The sequence below is a fragment of the Actinomadura sp. NAK00032 genome (assembly GCF_013364275.1).
Classification (GTDB): domain Bacteria; phylum Actinomycetota; class Actinomycetes; order Streptosporangiales; family Streptosporangiaceae; genus Spirillospora.
On the sequence record NZ_CP054932.1, the window covers coordinates 7,768,458 to 7,782,341 of the forward strand.

18 protein-coding genes are annotated in these 13,884 nt (G+C 74.8%); 4 read left to right on the forward strand and 14 right to left on the reverse strand.

What is annotated here, in order from left to right:
- Positions 1-73 precede the first annotated feature (73 nt).
- Genes HUT06_RS35575 through HUT06_RS35585 form a run of 3 tightly spaced genes read right to left on the reverse strand, consistent with a single transcriptional unit; the run spans position 74 to position 2,458 of the window.
- The gene (locus HUT06_RS35575) at positions 74-733 is read right to left on the reverse strand and encodes a DNA-binding response regulator (RefSeq protein WP_176199724.1); all 660 of its coding nucleotides are present in this window, start codon (positions 731-733) and stop codon (positions 74-76) included.
- A complete protein-coding gene (locus HUT06_RS35580; protein ID WP_217711594.1) occupies positions 714-1,412 on the reverse strand; it encodes a TetR/AcrR family transcriptional regulator in 699 nt (232 codons plus the stop codon). Before HUT06_RS35580 ends, HUT06_RS35575 begins: the two co-directional genes overlap by 20 nt.
- A 35-nt stretch (positions 1,413-1,447) precedes the next feature.
- Positions 1,448-2,458, reverse strand: a complete 1,011-nt coding sequence (locus HUT06_RS35585) for an ABC transporter permease (protein ID WP_176199725.1) — start codon at positions 2,456-2,458, stop codon at positions 1,448-1,450.
- 191 nt (positions 2,459-2,649) lie between these two features.
- On the opposite strand from HUT06_RS35585, the gene HUT06_RS35590 reads away from it, so the two are divergent.
- The 4 genes from HUT06_RS35590 (at position 2,650) to HUT06_RS35605 (ending at position 6,439) form a co-directional block, all read left to right on the forward strand.
- Entirely contained in the window at positions 2,650-3,321 is a 672-nt protein-coding gene (locus HUT06_RS35590; protein ID WP_176199726.1) for a 1-acyl-sn-glycerol-3-phosphate acyltransferase, read from the forward strand.
- A gap of 156 nt (positions 3,322-3,477) precedes the next feature.
- Positions 3,478-4,476 carry a sensor histidine kinase gene (locus HUT06_RS35595; RefSeq protein ID WP_254715554.1) on the forward strand — a complete coding sequence of 333 codons (999 nt, stop codon included), beginning with the start codon at positions 3,478-3,480 and terminating at the stop codon, positions 4,474-4,476.
- A gap of 113 nt (positions 4,477-4,589) precedes the next feature.
- Complete coding sequence (locus HUT06_RS35600; protein ID WP_176199727.1) at positions 4,590-5,504, forward strand: MEDS domain-containing protein; 915 nt, start codon at positions 4,590-4,592, stop codon at positions 5,502-5,504.
- Positions 5,504-6,439: a sensor histidine kinase gene (locus HUT06_RS35605; RefSeq protein ID WP_176199728.1), complete on the forward strand. Its 936-nt coding sequence runs from the start codon at positions 5,504-5,506 to the stop codon at positions 6,437-6,439. Before HUT06_RS35600 ends, HUT06_RS35605 begins: the two co-directional genes overlap by 1 nt.
- A 20-nt stretch (positions 6,440-6,459) precedes the next feature.
- Here HUT06_RS35605 and HUT06_RS35610 read toward each other — a convergent pair whose 3' ends face one another.
- From HUT06_RS35610 to HUT06_RS45390, 11 genes are all read right to left on the reverse strand, one after another.
- The gene (locus HUT06_RS35610; RefSeq protein ID WP_176199729.1) at positions 6,460-6,936 is read right to left on the reverse strand and encodes a hypothetical protein; all 477 of its coding nucleotides are present in this window, start codon (positions 6,934-6,936) and stop codon (positions 6,460-6,462) included.
- Positions 6,933-7,445 carry a SigE family RNA polymerase sigma factor gene (locus tag HUT06_RS35615; RefSeq protein ID WP_176199730.1) on the reverse strand — a complete coding sequence of 171 codons (513 nt, stop codon included), beginning with the start codon at positions 7,443-7,445 and terminating at the stop codon, positions 6,933-6,935. Before HUT06_RS35615 ends, HUT06_RS35610 begins: the two co-directional genes overlap by 4 nt.
- A 16-nt stretch (positions 7,446-7,461) precedes the next feature.
- Positions 7,462-8,073, reverse strand: coding sequence for a hypothetical protein (locus tag HUT06_RS35620; protein ID WP_176199731.1), 612 nt, complete (start codon positions 8,071-8,073; stop codon positions 7,462-7,464).
- Between the two features lie 118 nt (positions 8,074-8,191).
- Positions 8,192-8,812, reverse strand: a complete 621-nt coding sequence (gene rdgB, locus HUT06_RS35625; protein ID WP_176199732.1) for an RdgB/HAM1 family non-canonical purine NTP pyrophosphatase — start codon at positions 8,810-8,812, stop codon at positions 8,192-8,194.
- Positions 8,809-9,528 carry a ribonuclease PH gene (gene rph / locus HUT06_RS35630; protein WP_176199733.1) on the reverse strand — a complete coding sequence of 240 codons (720 nt, stop codon included), beginning with the start codon at positions 9,526-9,528 and terminating at the stop codon, positions 8,809-8,811. Before rph ends, rdgB begins: the two co-directional genes overlap by 4 nt.
- Before the next feature lie 74 nt (positions 9,529-9,602).
- Positions 9,603-10,352 carry an MBL fold metallo-hydrolase gene (locus HUT06_RS35635; protein ID WP_176199734.1) on the reverse strand — a complete coding sequence of 250 codons (750 nt, stop codon included), beginning with the start codon at positions 10,350-10,352 and terminating at the stop codon, positions 9,603-9,605.
- A gap of 31 nt (positions 10,353-10,383) precedes the next feature.
- Positions 10,384-11,289, reverse strand: coding sequence for a glutamate racemase (murI, locus tag HUT06_RS35640; protein ID WP_176199735.1), 906 nt, complete (start codon positions 11,287-11,289; stop codon positions 10,384-10,386).
- Between the two features lie 182 nt (positions 11,290-11,471).
- A complete protein-coding gene (locus HUT06_RS35645) occupies positions 11,472-12,263 on the reverse strand; it encodes a thioesterase family protein (RefSeq protein WP_176199736.1) in 792 nt (263 codons plus the stop codon).
- Positions 12,264-12,416: 153 nt separating this feature from the next.
- Positions 12,417-13,364, reverse strand: coding sequence for a PLP-dependent cysteine synthase family protein (locus HUT06_RS35650; protein WP_089326635.1), 948 nt, complete (start codon positions 13,362-13,364; stop codon positions 12,417-12,419).
- Between the two features lie 21 nt (positions 13,365-13,385).
- On the reverse strand, positions 13,386-13,658 hold the full coding sequence (locus HUT06_RS35655) for a MoaD/ThiS family protein (RefSeq protein ID WP_176199737.1): 273 nt from the start codon (positions 13,656-13,658) through the stop codon (positions 13,386-13,388).
- Between the two features lie 93 nt (positions 13,659-13,751).
- Positions 13,752-13,883, reverse strand: coding sequence for a hypothetical protein (locus HUT06_RS45390; protein WP_302931862.1), 132 nt, complete (start codon positions 13,881-13,883; stop codon positions 13,752-13,754).
- Between the last annotated feature and the right edge of the window lies 1 nt (position 13,884).

Sequence of the window (13,884 nt, forward strand, 5' to 3'; positions counted from 1 at the left end):
GCGGCACCGATCCGTGTATGGATCGCGCAGGAGCCCGACTATGCGTTCCTCATATACGGCCTCATATACGGCCTCACACCCAGCCGAACTCGGCGGCGATGCGCACGGCGTCGATGCGGTTGCGCGCGTTGAGCTTGCTGATGCAGCTCGCCAGGTAGTTGCGGACGGTCCCGGTCGTCAGCGTGAGCACCAGCGCGATGTCGTCCACCCCGGCGCCCTCGGCCGCCAGCCGCAGCACCTCGGTCTCCCGGGCGGTGAGCGGGCTCGCGGGCTGCCGCAGCGCCACCAGCGCGAGCTGCGGGTCCACCACCTGCTCGCCCGCCGCCACCCGGCGGATCGCGTCGGCCAGGTCGGCGGGCGGGACGTCCTTGAGGACGAACCCGTGCACGTGGGCGTCCAGCGCCCGGCGCAGGTGCCCGGGACGGCCGAGACCGGTCAGGATCAGCACCCGGCACTCGGGCAGCCGGTCGTGCAGCTCCGCCGCCGCGGTCACCCCGTCCACCTCGGGCAGGTCGATGTCCAGCACCGCGACGTCCGGGCGGTGCGCGAGCGCGGCGGCGACGATCGCGTCGCCGCTGCCGACCTCGGCGACCACGTCGAGGTCGGGTTCCAGGCCGAGCAGCCCGGCGAGGGCGCCGCGCAGCAGCGCGACGTCCTCGGCGAGCAGGATCCGGACCGGCCCGGGCACCCTGCCCGCCGGCGGCCGGGTCAGATCAGTGTCCGCTCCTGTCATGGTCGACCACATCCTTCGGCTCCGGCGGCTCGCGGAAGACCGCCCGGATGAACAGCTCGGTGTGCCGCATGCACCGCTCCCGCGCCGCCCGCCGCGACTCGGTGTCGGCGTCGGCGTGCAGCCACAGCAGCCGGGCCTGCCCGACGGGCCCGAACAGCGCCCAGGCGAGGTCGGCGGGGCGGCCAAGGCCGGCGGGGATCCGCCCGGTGTCGATCCAGTGCTGGAACAGCCCGCCCGCCTCCTCCATCGACCTGGCGATCGTGCTGCCGAGGTCCATCTCGTGGACGAGGCCGTCGCGGACCATCAGGCTGATGAACAGCCGGCCGTTCGGCGAGTCCCAGGCGTCCAGCACGCTGGTCACCAGGGCGCGCAGGTACCGCGCCGGGTCCCGGTCGGCCAGCTCCGGGTCCAGGCCGTCGCGTCCGGCCATCAGCCGCTGCGGCCCGAGCCCGGACACCGCGGCGTCGAAGATGGCCTGCTTGCTGGGGAAGTGCGCGTACAGCACGCTCTCGCTGAGCCCGACCTCGCGGGCGATCGCGCGGATCGACGTGCCCGCGTAGCCCTTCTGCGCGAAGAGCCGCAGCGCGGCGTCGACCAGCGCCGCCTTGGTGTCGCCCGCCTCCGCCTTGGGCGGGCGGCCCGGCCGCCGCCGGACCGCCCGGTCCCCCGTCTTCGTCACTCCGCACCTCCTGCTCCCATCAAAGCACCGGTCGGCTAGGCGCCGGCGGGGTGGGCGGCCTCCGTTTCCGCGCGCTCCCCGGCCGTCTCCTCCGCCGCGCGGGCCCCGTGCCGGACGACCTTCGGCGACAGGACGAGCGCGATCCCGGCGACCGCCCACAGCGTGAGCACCAGGAGCGGCCGGCCGATCGCGTTGCCGTCGAAGTAGACGACGTTGCGGACGGCCTCGGCGAACGCCCCGAGCGGCAGCCACTCGCCGACCGCCGCGTACCAGGTCGGGACGAACTCCGACCCGAGCGGGCCGCCGCTGGCGGGGGCCCCGACGGGGACGAACAGGAGCACGGCGAGCGCCGCCGCGGGCGGGCCCACGACGCGCAGGAGGCCGCCGGTGACCGTCGCGACGGCGAACACCAGGAAGGAGGCGAGCCCCCACAGCGCCCAGGGCGAGCCGACGAGCGCGCCCGTCATCCCGTCCGCGACCCAGGCGACGCCGCCGCCGACCAGCAGCGCCCCGGTCAGGGCCAGGCCGATGCGCCGGCCGGCGCCCGCCCGCGGCACCAGGAAGACCATCAGCGCGGCGAGGATCACGCCGGGGATGATGGCGCTGACCGCGAGGAAGAACGCGGAGATGCCGTTGCTGTCGCCCTCGGGCAGCGCCCGGATGTCCTGGACCTGGACCTGCTGGCCGGTCGCGGTCCCGACCTGGTGGAACACCTCGGTGATCAGGGTCGTCTCGATCTTCCCGGCCGAGCTGGCGACGATCAGCCGCGCGCCGCCCTGGCCGGGGACGAACACCCCGTCCACCTCGCGGTCCAGCAGCGCCTGGCGGGCGGCCTTCTCGTCGGTGTAGTGCTCGATGTCGAACGCGCCGTCCATGCGGGCGTCCAGGGTGGTGCCGACCTTGGCGGCGACGGCCTGCGGGCCGACGACCGCCACCGGCACCTCGTGCGGCTTCGGGCTGTGCAGGGCGCCGAGGAAGGACCCCGCGAACAGCATCCCGAGCAGTGTCGCCGCAACAAGCACGGCGATGGGCTTGCGTGCGTTCATCACCAGACCTCCTGGTCTGTCGCGTACTGGTGTGTCGCGAACCGTTGCCTCAAAACTAATCGCTCGTTCGTTTATTTTCCAGTCCGGGCCGGGATGACGCCCGTCACATGGCGGATCCGCCCCGCGCCGGGCGGCTCTAGAGTCGGCTTCGCCGCCCTCGATCAGGTGCGGCGAAGCTGCGAGGAGGCCGCGTGTTCTACGGTTTGGCGTCGCATACCGCGGGGCCCCTGCTCCGGTTGCTGCTCCGGCCGCGCGTCGAGGGGCGGGCCAACATCCCCGCCGAGGGCCGGATCATCCTGGCCTGCAACCACCTGTCGTTCGTCGACACGTTCGTGCTGTCGCCCGTCGTCAGCCGCCGCGTCGCCTACCTGGCCAAGGCCGAGTACTTCGAGGTCCCCGGGCTGGGCGGGCGCCTGCTGCGGCGGGCGCTGCTCGCGCTCGGGAACGTGCCGATCAGGCGCGGCCCGACCCGCGAGGCCGTCCGCGCGCTGGAACGCGCCGGCGCCGTGCTGCTGGACGAGGGCGCGGTGGCGATCTTCCCGGAGGGCAGCCGCTCCCCCGACGGGCGGCTCTACCGCGGCCGCACGGGCGTCGCGTGGCTGGCGCTGGCGACCGGCGCCCAGGTCGTCCCGGTGGCCATCGAGGGCGCCGAGCGGATCATCCCGCTCGGCACGTGGCGCCCCCGGCTCGGCACCCGCCCCCGGATCCGCTTCGGCGAGCCGATGGACTTCTCCCGCTACGCCGGCGCCGACCTCCCGCCGGGACGGCTGCGCCGCGTCGTCACCGACGAGATCATGAACGCCGTCCGCAAGCTCTCCGGGCAGGAGTACGCGGGCGAGTACAACCCGCGCGCCGAACCCTGACCCCCGGCGCCCCTCGGACGCCGGTTAGGGACGTGACCTCGGCAAGGTTGCGGACAGACCGGTGTGCGGCGCGTGGTGACATTTGAAAAACGGCCCTCGGCAGGGCGGGGACGGGCGGCCTAGGCTGGTCGCGTCCGTCCCGCAGAACCCGACACCATGAGCACAGAACCGGCGGGGGCCGCCGTGAGCGACGAGTTGACGCACCGTGTGCTGCCCTACGACGGGGTGGACGAGTACCTCGGCGGCGCCGTGCCGTTCCTGCGGGACGGCGTCGCGGCGGGCGACCGCGTCCTCGCCGTCTGCGGCACCGCGCGCGAGATGCTGCTGCGCGACGCCCTCGGCGACGCCGCGGGCGCGGTCCGGTTCACCGCCGCCGCCGACTGGTACGCCCACCCGTCCCGGACCCTCGCCGACTGCCTGGGCGACGCCGCCGAGAGCGCCCGCCAGGGCCGCCGGCTGCGGCTGCTCGGCGAGCCGGCGTGGGCGACGCGGCCGCCGCTGGAGGTCGTCGAATGGGAGCGGGCCGAAGCGCTGGTCAACATCGCGCTGCGCGGCACCGGCGCGTCCGTCCTGTGCCCGTACGCCGCCAGCCTGCCCGCCGCCGTCGTCGCGGCCGGCCGCAAGACCCACCCCGAGACGGTGCGCGGCACCAGCGCCCGGCCCAACCCCGGCTTCGTCGACCCGTGGACGTTCTGCGCCCGCTGCGACGCCGACCCGCTGCCCCCGCCGCCGCCCGAAGCCGACGCGCTGCCCCTCGACGACCACCCCGACCTGTACTGGCTGCGCGCCTGGGTCACCGACTGCGCGCGGCAGACGCCGCTGCCCGAGGAGGGCGTGCAGCGGCTGCTGGTCGCGGCCACCGAGGTCGTCACCAACGCGCTCCGGCACGGCGCGCCGCCCGTCGTCCTGCGGATGTGGGCCGACGCCCCCGGCGGGGAGGCCTCCCTCGTCTGCGAGGTCGCCGACGCGGGGCGGTGGCCGCCCGGCACCGGGTACGGGCTGCTCCCGCCGCGCCCGGAGGGCACCCCCGCCGGCGGGCGGTTCGGCCTGTGGGCCGTGCGCCTGCTGTGCTCCACCGTCCAGATCCGGACAGGAGAGGAGGGCACCACCGTCCGGCTCCGGCTCGCGCTCCCCCGCGCGGGCGGCAGCGGGTAGCCGACCGGACGCCGCCTGATCAACGGAGCGTGAGGGATTCCCTGCGTTGGGCTTCCCAAAGCTCCCGGGCGGCGTACCCTGAACAGATCCGCCCCGAACCCGATGGGCAGGCCATGACGACACCCTGGTTCGCCAAGCGCCCCGTCAGCGCCGTCCGGCCCGGAGACCACGGCTGGCTGGCCTACAGCACTCCCGAGGAGCGCGACCGCGTCATCGGGCCCTTCCTCCGCGAGGGCCTGCTGACCGGAGAGAAGGTCGTGTACGTCACCGACGTGCCCGCCGAGCGGCTGCCCGGCCTCGCCGGCGCCGACGGGATCGACGTGGCCGAGTGCGTGCGCAGGGGCGGCCTGCGGGTCCTCTCACGGCAGGACGCCTGCCTCGACCGCGGCGGCGCCTTCGCCCCCGCGATGATGCTCGACACCATCGGGCGGGAGGTCGACGGCGCGTTCGATCAGGGGTTCCGCGCGGTCCGCCTCACCACCGACTACAGCTGGCTGTTCCAGGAGCCGGAACCCGCCGGCCTCGGCCCGATGCTGGGCTGCGAGCACGAGGTCGACGGCGCCGTCGCGCCGAGCACGATGGCGATGGCGGTCTGCCAGCTCGACCGGCGCGCGTGCCCGCCCGACCAGCTCATCGCCCTCCGCGACACACACGAGGTCCTCGTGGAAGTGAACCCCGAGTTCGACGACGGGATCCTGAAGATCGTGCGCACCTTCGAACCGGCCGGGCTGCGGATCGAGGGCGAGCTGGACGCCGCCCGGCACACCGTGGTCGCCGAGAACCTGGCGCAGCTGGTCGCGCAGCGCGGCAGCGTCCACCTCGACCTGTCCCGGCTCGGCTTCATCGACATCGGCGGGCTCAACCTGCTGGCGCGGCACGCCACCCGGCTGCCCGCCGACCGGGCGCTCGTCCTGGACCACCTGCGGCCGAACGTGGAGGGCGTGATCGACGCCGTCGGCTGGAACCGGCTGCCCGGCCTGACCCGCGGCGCGCGGCAGGGCGTCCCCGAAACGGAGGACTTCGCCTGATGGCACTGGAGCACAGGGCCTTCCTGTACCGCGGCGCCGACGACTTCCTGTCGGTCACGGTGCCGTACCTGAGAGCCGGACTGGAGCGCGGCCAGGCCGTCGTGGCGGTGGCGCGCGAGCCCAACCTCTCCGCGCTGCGCGACGCGCTCGGCGACGGCGAGATCAACTACGTCGACTCCGCCGGCTTCTACGAGCATCCCGTCCGGACCCTGCGGGACTACCAGGCCATCATGAAGGACAGCGCGCCCCGCGGCGTCTGCGCGCTCGCCGAACCCGTCTGGGACGGCTGGGACGAGCGGCAGACCCTGGAGTGGATCCGCTACGAGTCCCTCATCAACGTGGTGTTCGAGGACGCCGACGCCAGCGCGCTGTGCCCGTACGACGCCGAGGGGCTGCCGCCGCGCGTCCTCGCGGAGGCGCGGCGCACCCACCCGCTGCTGCTCGCCCCCGGCCACGACGGCGCGAACGACGCCTACATCGACCCGGTGGCCTTCGGGTCCGACTGCGACCGCGACCTGCGCGCCGGCGGCGGGCTGCGCTCCGACCGCCCGAGCGACGCCGAGTACCTGCCGATCGACGGCGACGACCTGCACGGCCTCCGGTCGTTCGTCACCGTCCGGGCGCGCGCGTACGGCCTCGACGAGCAGGCGGAGCAGAACCTCGTCACGGCCGTCAACGAGGTCGCGGCGAACGCGCTGCAGCACGGCACCCCGCCGATCGGCCTGTGGACGTGGCGGGACGGCTCCGACCTGGTCTGCGAGGTCGGCGACCACGGGTTCTGGCGTCCCGGCCCCGGCCCGCTGACCGGTTTCGTCCCGCCCGACTCGGCCCTGCAGAGCGGGTTCGGCCTGTGGACCGTCCGCCTGCTGGTCGACCTGATGGAGCTGCGCGCCGGCTGGGACGGCACGTTCGTGCGCCTCCGCAAGCACGGCTAGCCGCCCTGCCGGCCCCGCCGCTAGCCCGTGCGGCCTCCGGCGTCGGGCGTCGGGCTCGCCGTCGGCGCGGGGCTCGAAGGGACACCCGTGCTCCCCGGGCGAGTGCTTCCCGGACGCGTGGCCTCCGGCGCCGCGGTCTGGCCGGGCACGGGAGCGCTCGGCGTCGGCGTGGGCGGCTGCGCGGCGGGCCACGACTCGGACGGCTCGGGCGACGCCGGTGACACGGGCGACACCGGCGACACGGGCGGCGCCATCGGACGGGGCGGCTCCGGGTCCCGCGCGCCCGGCCAGAACAGCACCGCGACCGCCACCAGCACGGCGGCGGTGACCGCGGCCGCCAGCGTCGGCAGCGTCCAGCGGCGCGCGGCACCCGCCCGCGCGGGCGCGGCGGCGCGGCCCGCGTCCTGGAACCGGCGGACGGCGGCGGGGTCCGGGCGGATCCCGTCGGCGGCGGCGCGGTAGTGCTCGCGCAGCAGGGCGTCCAGGTCGTCGTTCACGCCCGGTCCTCCCTCATGTGCTTCCGCAGCGCGGCCATGGCCCGCGCGGTGTGGCTCTTCACCGTTCCCCGGGAGATCCCGAGCGTCGCGGCGATCTCCTGCTCGCTCAGGTCGCACCAGTACCGCAGCACGACCACCGCGCGCTGCTTGGCCGGCAGCGCGCGGAGCACCTCGTCGAGGTCGCCCCCGGCGGCCCCCGCCGCCGGGGGCGCGCCCGCGAGCCGCTCCACGTCGGCGACGGACCCGACCGGGGTGTCGCGCCGCCGGGCCCACCGCCGCTTCTCGTCGATGGCGAGGTTCACCAGGACCCGGCGCGCGTACGCCTCCGGGTCCCCGTCCGCGAGCCGCCCCCAGCGTCGCGCGACCCGCTCGTAGGCGGTCTGGAGCAGGTCCTCGGCGAGGTGCCGGTCGTAGACGAGGAACACGGCGGTGCGCAGGAGCCGGCCCGCGGTGGCGGCCACGAACTCATCGAACGCGGTCTCCGCCCCGCGGACCTGCCGGGCGCTCAACGTGGACAGCCCGCACCTACCCGCCGCTGGACGGCACGGGCACCGGCGTCTGCGCCGGCGCGCCCGGCGGCGCCTCCGCGCACTCCGACGGCACCGGAGAGGCCGAGACCGCGGGCTCCGCCTTCCCCGGCGGGACGGACGGCACCGGCGTCGGGGACGCCGTGGACTCCGCCGGCGGGGCCGGGGCGGGCGTCGCGCGCTGAGGCGGCGCAGACGGCACCGGCACCGGCCTCCCCGGAGGCGCCGTGGGCTCCGCCGGCGGGGCCGGGGCGGGCGTCGCGCGCTGAGGCGGCGCAGACGGCACCGGCACCGGCCTCCCCGGAGGCGCCGTGGGCTCCGCCGGCGGGGCCGGGGCGGGCGTCGCGCGCTGGGGCGGCGCCGATGGGGACGGTACCGGCCTTTCCGGAGGTGGCGTGGGCTCCGTGGGCGCCGGCTCCGAGGGGCACGGCGTGACGGCGGCGGGGGACGGCGGTGACGCGTGGATCGTCGCCTCGTGGGCGGCGGGCGCCGCGGCCGGGGACGAGCCCGGCCCGGTGGCGAGCCAGGCGCCCGCGGCGACGACGGCCGCCGCGCCGACCCCGGCCAGCGCGAGCAGCGGCCCGCGGCGGATGCGACCCTTGTCGATCATGTTGCTCCTCGGGGGAGATGTCCGTACACCCCCGAATAACCCCCGCCCGGCGCCGCCGGGTTGTCATGCCGCCGCGTTTTCTTTCCGGTTCTTCGCGGCGCCGGGCGCTCGGCGCGCGTCAGGCGAGGCCGGCGGCCGCCAGCGCGGGCGGGATGAGGCCCGCGAGTTCGCGGAACGCCCGGCCGCGGTGGCTGATCGCGTCCTTCTCGGCCGGGGACAGCTCGGCGGCGGTGCGGGTCTCGCCGTCCGGGACGAAGACCGGGTCGTAGCCGAAGCCGCCGGTGCCGCGCGGCTCGCGGATCACCGTGCCGCGCAGCCGGCCCTCCACGGCGTGCTCGGCGCCGCCCGGCACCACCAGCACGGCCGCGCACACGAAGGCGCCGCCGCGCCGGTCGTCGGCGACGTCGGCGACCTGGTCGAGCAGCAGCTGGAGGTTGGCGGTGTCGCGGTCGCCGGTGGCCGCGCCGAACCGGCCCGACCAGCGGGCCGACAGCACGCCCGGCATGCCGTTCAGCGCGTCCACCGACAGGCCGGAGTCATCGGCGACGGCGGGCAGGCCGGTGAACGCGGCGATCGCGCGGGCCTTCAGGAACGCGTTGCCCTCGAAGGTCGGCTCGGTCTCGGCGACGTCGGGCGCGCCCGGGAACTCGTCCAGGCCGACGACGTCGAGGTCGCCGAGGATGCGGTGCAGCTCGGCGATCTTGCCGCGGTTGTGGGTGGCGAGGACGATCCGGCTCATCGGCCGAGCGCCTCCTTCTGGACGCGGGTGAGGTCGGCGCAGCCGCCGGCGGCGAGGTCGAGCAGCGCGTCCAGCTCGGCGCGGTCGAAGGGGGCGCCCTCGGCGGTCCCCTGCACCTCGACGAACCGGCCGTCGCCGGTGCAGACGACGTTCATGTCGGTGCCGGCCGCCGAGTCCTCCTCGTAGCAGAGGTCGAGGCGGGCCTCGCCGTCCACGACGCCGACGCTCACCGCCGACACCGAGGTGATCAGCGGGTCGCCCTTCAGCAGCTTGCGCTCGCGCATCCAGGACACCGCGTCGGCGAGCGCCACGTAGGCGCCGGTGATCGCGGCGGTGCGAGTGCCGCCGTCGGCCTGCAGCACGTCGCAGTCGAGCTGGACGGTGTTCTCGCCGAGCGCCTTCAGGTCCAGGCAGGCGCGGATCGAGCGGCCGATCAGCCGGGAGATCTCGTGGGTGCGCCCGCCGACCCGGCCCTTGATGGACTCGCGGTCGTTGCGGGTGTTGGTGGCGCGCGGCAGCATCGCGTACTCGGCGGTCACCCAGCCGAGGCCGCTGTCGCGCCGCCAGCGGGGCACCGACGCCTGCACGGACGCGGCGCACAGCACCCGCGTCCGGCCGAACTCGACGAGCACCGAGCCCTCCGCGTGGTCGAGCCATCCGCGCTGGATGCGGACGGGGCGGAGCTGGTCTGATGCGCGATCATCGGGGCGGGCCATGGATCCAACCCTAGCGGCCGGGCGGCACCCGGCGGCCCGGCGGCACGGGCCCCGCACACCGGCGGCGCGTCCGGTCAGAGGTCGTAGACGGCGCCGACCTCGGCCAGTTCGATCGGGCCCTGGAAGCCGCTGGCCTTCGCCTCGGCGAGCGTCTCGGACGGGTCGTTCCACGGCAGCAGGTGGGTCAGGACGAGCCGGCCGGCCCCGGCGCGCTCGGCGTGCTCGCCCGCCTCGCGGCCCGTCAGGTGCATGTCCGGCGGCAGTTCGGGGCGGTCGGCGAACGCCGCCTCGCACAGGAACAGGTCGGAGCCCTCCGCGAGCCGCACCAGGGCGTCGCTGTGCCCGGTGTCACCGGAGTAGGTGAGGACGCCGCCGCCGTGCTCGATCCGCAGCGCGTACGCCTCCACCGGGTGGTTCACCAGCGTGGTGGTCACCGTGAACGGGCCGATGGCCACCGGCCCCGGCTCCAGCGTCCGGAAGTCGAAGGTGTCGGTCATCTCCGGGTTCGGATCGAGCTCGTACGCCTTGATCATGTGCTCGGCGGTGCCGTGCGGGCCGTAGACGGGGATGCGCGGGGCGGGCCCGCCCGGGCAGTACGTCCGCGCGATCCAGTAGACCGTGAGGTCGAGGCAGTGGTCGGGATGCAGGTGCGAGATGCAGATGGCGTCGATGTCCAGCACGTCGTGGAACCGCTGGAGGCTGCCGATCGCACCGTTGCCGATGTCGAGGAGCAGGGAGAACCCGTCCGCCTCGACCAGGTAGCTGGACGCGGGGCTGTCCGGCCCAGGGAAACTGCCGGAGCAGCCGATCACAGTGACCCGCACGCTCACTCCTCCTCTTAGAGTCCCCGAGGAATCAGGTGGCCAGAGCCTTGGTCGACGCCGTCCCCGCCGCCGCGTCCGGCGCCGTCCCGTCCGCCGTCGCGTCCGGTGCCGCCCCGGCCGGCGTGGTCTCCACCGAGCCGATCTCCGGCCCGAGGAAGCGGCGGCCGAGCTCGGCGAACACGGCGGGGTCCCCGGTGGCGCGGAACCGGTGCCGCGGCCGGGGCGAGTCCTCGGCGCGGGCCAGCCCCCGATCGTGCAGCACTCGGTACACGTCCTTGGCGGTCTCGTCGGCGCTTGACACCAGTGTGACCCCGTCCCCGACGACATACGAGATGACGCCCGTCAAAAGGGGGTAGTGCGTGCAGCCGAGGATGAGCGTGTCGCAGCCCTCGTCCACGATCGGCCGCAGGTAGCCGCGGGCGGCCTCCAGCAGCTCGCCGCCCATCGTCACGCCCGCCTCCACGAACTCGACGAAGCGCGGGCAGGCGGCGCTGACCAGCTCGATGTGCGGCGCGGCGGCGAACGCGTCCTCGTAGGCGCGGCTGGTCACGGTCGCCTGCGTGGCGATCAGCCCGACCCGGCCGTTGGACGTGGCGCGCGCGGCCCGCCGGGTGGCGGGGTTGATGACCTCGACCACCGGCACGTCGTAGCGCTCGCGGGCGTCCCGCAGCATCGCCGAGCTGGCGCTGTTGCAGGCGATCACCAGCATCTTCACGCCCTCGTCGACGAGCCGGTCCAGCATCTCCAGGGCGAAGGCGCGGACCTCGGCGATCGGCCGCGGGCCGTACGGCTGGCGGGCGGAGTCGCCCAGGTAGACGATCGGCTCGTTGGGCAGCTGGTCGAGGATGGCCCGTGCCACCGTCAGCCCACCGAAACCGCTGTCGAAGATCCCGATGGGAGCGTCTGGGAGGCGGTCCCCCCGGGATGGATCTGACATGGTGCACAAGGCTAAGCGACACCGCCCCGCGCGAGTGCGTCATGCGTCGGACATCACACCGTAACGCGCCGGAAAACCGTCCAGGTCAGAGGTCGCGCGCGCGATCCGGACGTCCGCGCGGACGAAACGCCGGGCTTTCTCCCCGCGCGGCGGCGACGGGACGGGTGGTCAGGGGCGGGTGGTCAGGAGCGGGTGCGGGGGACGCGGGCGATCTGCCGGCTCTGCGCGACGAGCCGGCCGGCGCCGTCCCACACCTCGACCTCCTCGTCGAACCAGCCGTCGGCGAGGAGCCGGCCGGTGCCGTGCACGGCGAGCCAGCCCGGCTCGGGGACGGCCCGCATGTGCCAGGTCAGCTCGACGGTCGGCGCCCAGCCCTGCGCGCCGAGGTTCAGCGCGACGGGCGGCAGCGCGTCCACGGCCAGGGCGAGGGAGAACCCGTCGGCGGAGTAGCCGTCGCGGTGCCGGAACCAGGCGCGGATCTCGGGGTCGCCGCTCGGCTGGCCGTCGAGCCAGCCCATCGTCCGGCGGTCGAAGCGCATGTCGACCACGTCGGCGAAGCCCTCGCCGGTGGGCGGCCGGAAGTCGGTGCACTCCTCCACCGGCGGGACGGGCGCGGGCGCCGCGCCCGCGTAGACGGGCTCGGCGGCCGGGTCGATGGTGCCGGTGGTGATCAGCGCGTCCACGATGGGACGGTCGTCCTGGACGAGGGTGACCAGCGCCGACGCCGCCGTCCTGCCCTGCTTGCGGGTGTCGACGATGATCTGCGCCGGCCCCGGCTTGGCGACCCGGTGGAAGTTGGTCGCCGTCGAGACGGGGTGCGCGTGCGGGGAGGCGTCCACGGCGGCGCGGGCGAGCACGGCCATCAGGTAGCCGCCGTTGAGGGCCTCGGCGAACCCGTAGTCCCCGTCCAGGACGGCCTCGTACCGGCCGTCGCCGACCCGCGCGACGGCCGTCGCCTCGCCGAACCCGCTCATCCGCACACTCCCGCGTCACCCGGGCCGGCGGACGTCCCGCCGGCCCGGTTCTAGAATCACGTTCGAAAACGAACTCTACCGTGCCGGACGGGATGCCACGCGGACCAGGTCACGCCCGGGGCCGCACCGGATCAGGCCCGGACCCGGCCCGCGTCAGGCCCAGAGCTGGCCTTCGAGGCGGGCCTCGGCCTCCTCCAGCGTGCCGCCGTAGGCGCCGGTGGACAGGTACTTCCAGCCCCCGTCCGCGACGACGAACGCGATGTCGGCCCGCTCACCGGCCTTCACCGCCTTCTTCGCCATGCCGATCGCCGCGTGCAGCGCGCCGCCGGTCGAGATGCCCGCGAAGATGCCCTCCTGCTCCAGCAGCTCGCGGGTGCGGCGCAGCGCGTCCCCGGAGGTGACGGAGAAGCGGGTGGTCAGCACCGAGTCGTCGTACAGCTCGGGGATGAAGCCCTCGTCGATGTTGCGCAGCCCGTACACGAGGTCGCCGTACCGGGGCTCCGCCGCGACGATCTTCACGTCCGGCACCCGCTCGCGCAGGAACCGGCCGACGCCCATCAGCGTGCCCGTCGTGCCGAGCCCGGCGACGAAGTGCGTGACCGTCGGCAGGTCCTCGAGGATCTCCGGACCGGTCGTCTCGTAGTGCGCGAGCGCGTTGGCCTCGTTGCCGTACTGGTAGAGCATCACCCAGTCGGGGTTCTCGGCCGCCAGCCCCTTCGCGACCCGGACGGCCTCGTTCGAGCCGCCCGCCGCCGGGGAGGAGATGATCTCCGCGCCCCACATCTCCAGCAGCTGGCGCCGCTCGGCCGAGGTGTTCTCCGGCATCACGCACACCATCCGGTAGCCGCGCAGCTTCGCGACCATGGCGAGCGAGATCCCGGTGTTGCCGGACGTCGGCTCCAGGATCGTGCAGCCGGGGGTCAGCAGCCCGTCCTTCTCCGCCTTCTCGATCATGTAGAAGGCGGGGCGGTCCTTCACCGAGCCGGTGGGGTTGCGATCCTCCAGCTTGGCCCAGATCCGGACGTCCTCGCTCGGCGACAGCCGCGGCAGGCCGACCAGCGGCGTGCGGCCGAGCGAGTCCAGTAGCGAGTCGAAGCGCATGTGCCGCCCGTCCAGCCCGGCTCAGCCGCCGGCCACGGCGGGCAGGATGGTGACGTTGTCGCCGTCGGCAACCTGCGTCTCCAGCCCGCTGAGGAAGCGCACGTCCTCGTCGTTCAGGTAGACGTTGACGAACTTGCGCAGGCCCTTGTCGTCCACCAGCCGGTCGCGCAGGCCGGCGTGCCGGCTGTCCAGGTCGCTGAACAGCTCGTCCAGCGTGGCGCCCTTGCCCTCCACGGCCTTCTCGCCGTCGGTCAGGTTGCGCAGGATCGTCGGGATCCGGACCTCGATCGCCATCGCGGTGATCTCCTTCTACCTCGTACGGGGCTCCCCGCCCTCTCGCGTCTCAACCGGGCGGGCAGCGGGATGATTCCAGGCGTGATCAGCGCGTCAGCGACAGTCGTAGACGACCTCGGCGCGCGAGTGCCCGAACAGGAAGCTCTGCACGGGTGGCACGGCGGCGGCAGCGGCGGAACCGGCCCGGCGCCGCGCGCCGCCCGTCTCGTGCCCGCTCGTCCACATG

Bases quoted from the DNA above. Each gene is read 5' to 3' on its own strand.
- HUT06_RS35595 (WP_254715554.1), top strand. From the start codon at position 3,478: ATGAGCACAGAACCGGCGGGGGCCGCCGTGAGCGACGAGTTGACGCAC.
- rdgB (WP_176199732.1), bottom strand. From the start codon at position 8,812: ATGAGCCGGATCGTCCTCGCCACCCACAACCGCGGCAAGATCGCCGAG.
- HUT06_RS35600 (WP_176199727.1), top strand. From the start codon at position 4,590: ATGACGACACCCTGGTTCGCCAAGCGCCCCGTCAGCGCCGTCCGGCCC.
- HUT06_RS35650 (WP_089326635.1), bottom strand. From the start codon at position 13,364: ATGCGCTTCGACTCGCTACTGGACTCGCTCGGCCGCACGCCGCTGGTC.
- HUT06_RS45390 (WP_302931862.1), bottom strand. From the start codon at position 13,883: ATGTGGACGAGCGGGCACGAGACGGGCGGCGCGCGGCGCCGGGCCGGT.
- HUT06_RS35605 (WP_176199728.1), top strand. From the start codon at position 5,504: ATGGCACTGGAGCACAGGGCCTTCCTGTACCGCGGCGCCGACGACTTC.
- rph (WP_176199733.1), bottom strand. From the start codon at position 9,528: ATGGCCCGCCCCGATGATCGCGCATCAGACCAGCTCCGCCCCGTCCGC.
- HUT06_RS35575 (WP_176199724.1), bottom strand. From the start codon at position 733: ATGACAGGAGCGGACACTGATCTGACCCGGCCGCCGGCGGGCAGGGTG.
- HUT06_RS35645 (WP_176199736.1), bottom strand. From the start codon at position 12,263: ATGAGCGGGTTCGGCGAGGCGACGGCCGTCGCGCGGGTCGGCGACGGC.
- HUT06_RS35585 (WP_176199725.1), bottom strand. From the start codon at position 2,458: ATGAACGCACGCAAGCCCATCGCCGTGCTTGTTGCGGCGACACTGCTC.
- HUT06_RS35620 (WP_176199731.1), bottom strand. From the start codon at position 8,073: ATGATCGACAAGGGTCGCATCCGCCGCGGGCCGCTGCTCGCGCTGGCC.
- murI (WP_176199735.1), bottom strand. From the start codon at position 11,289: ATGTCAGATCCATCCCGGGGGGACCGCCTCCCAGACGCTCCCATCGGG.
- HUT06_RS35655 (WP_176199737.1), bottom strand. From the start codon at position 13,658: ATGGCGATCGAGGTCCGGATCCCGACGATCCTGCGCAACCTGACCGAC.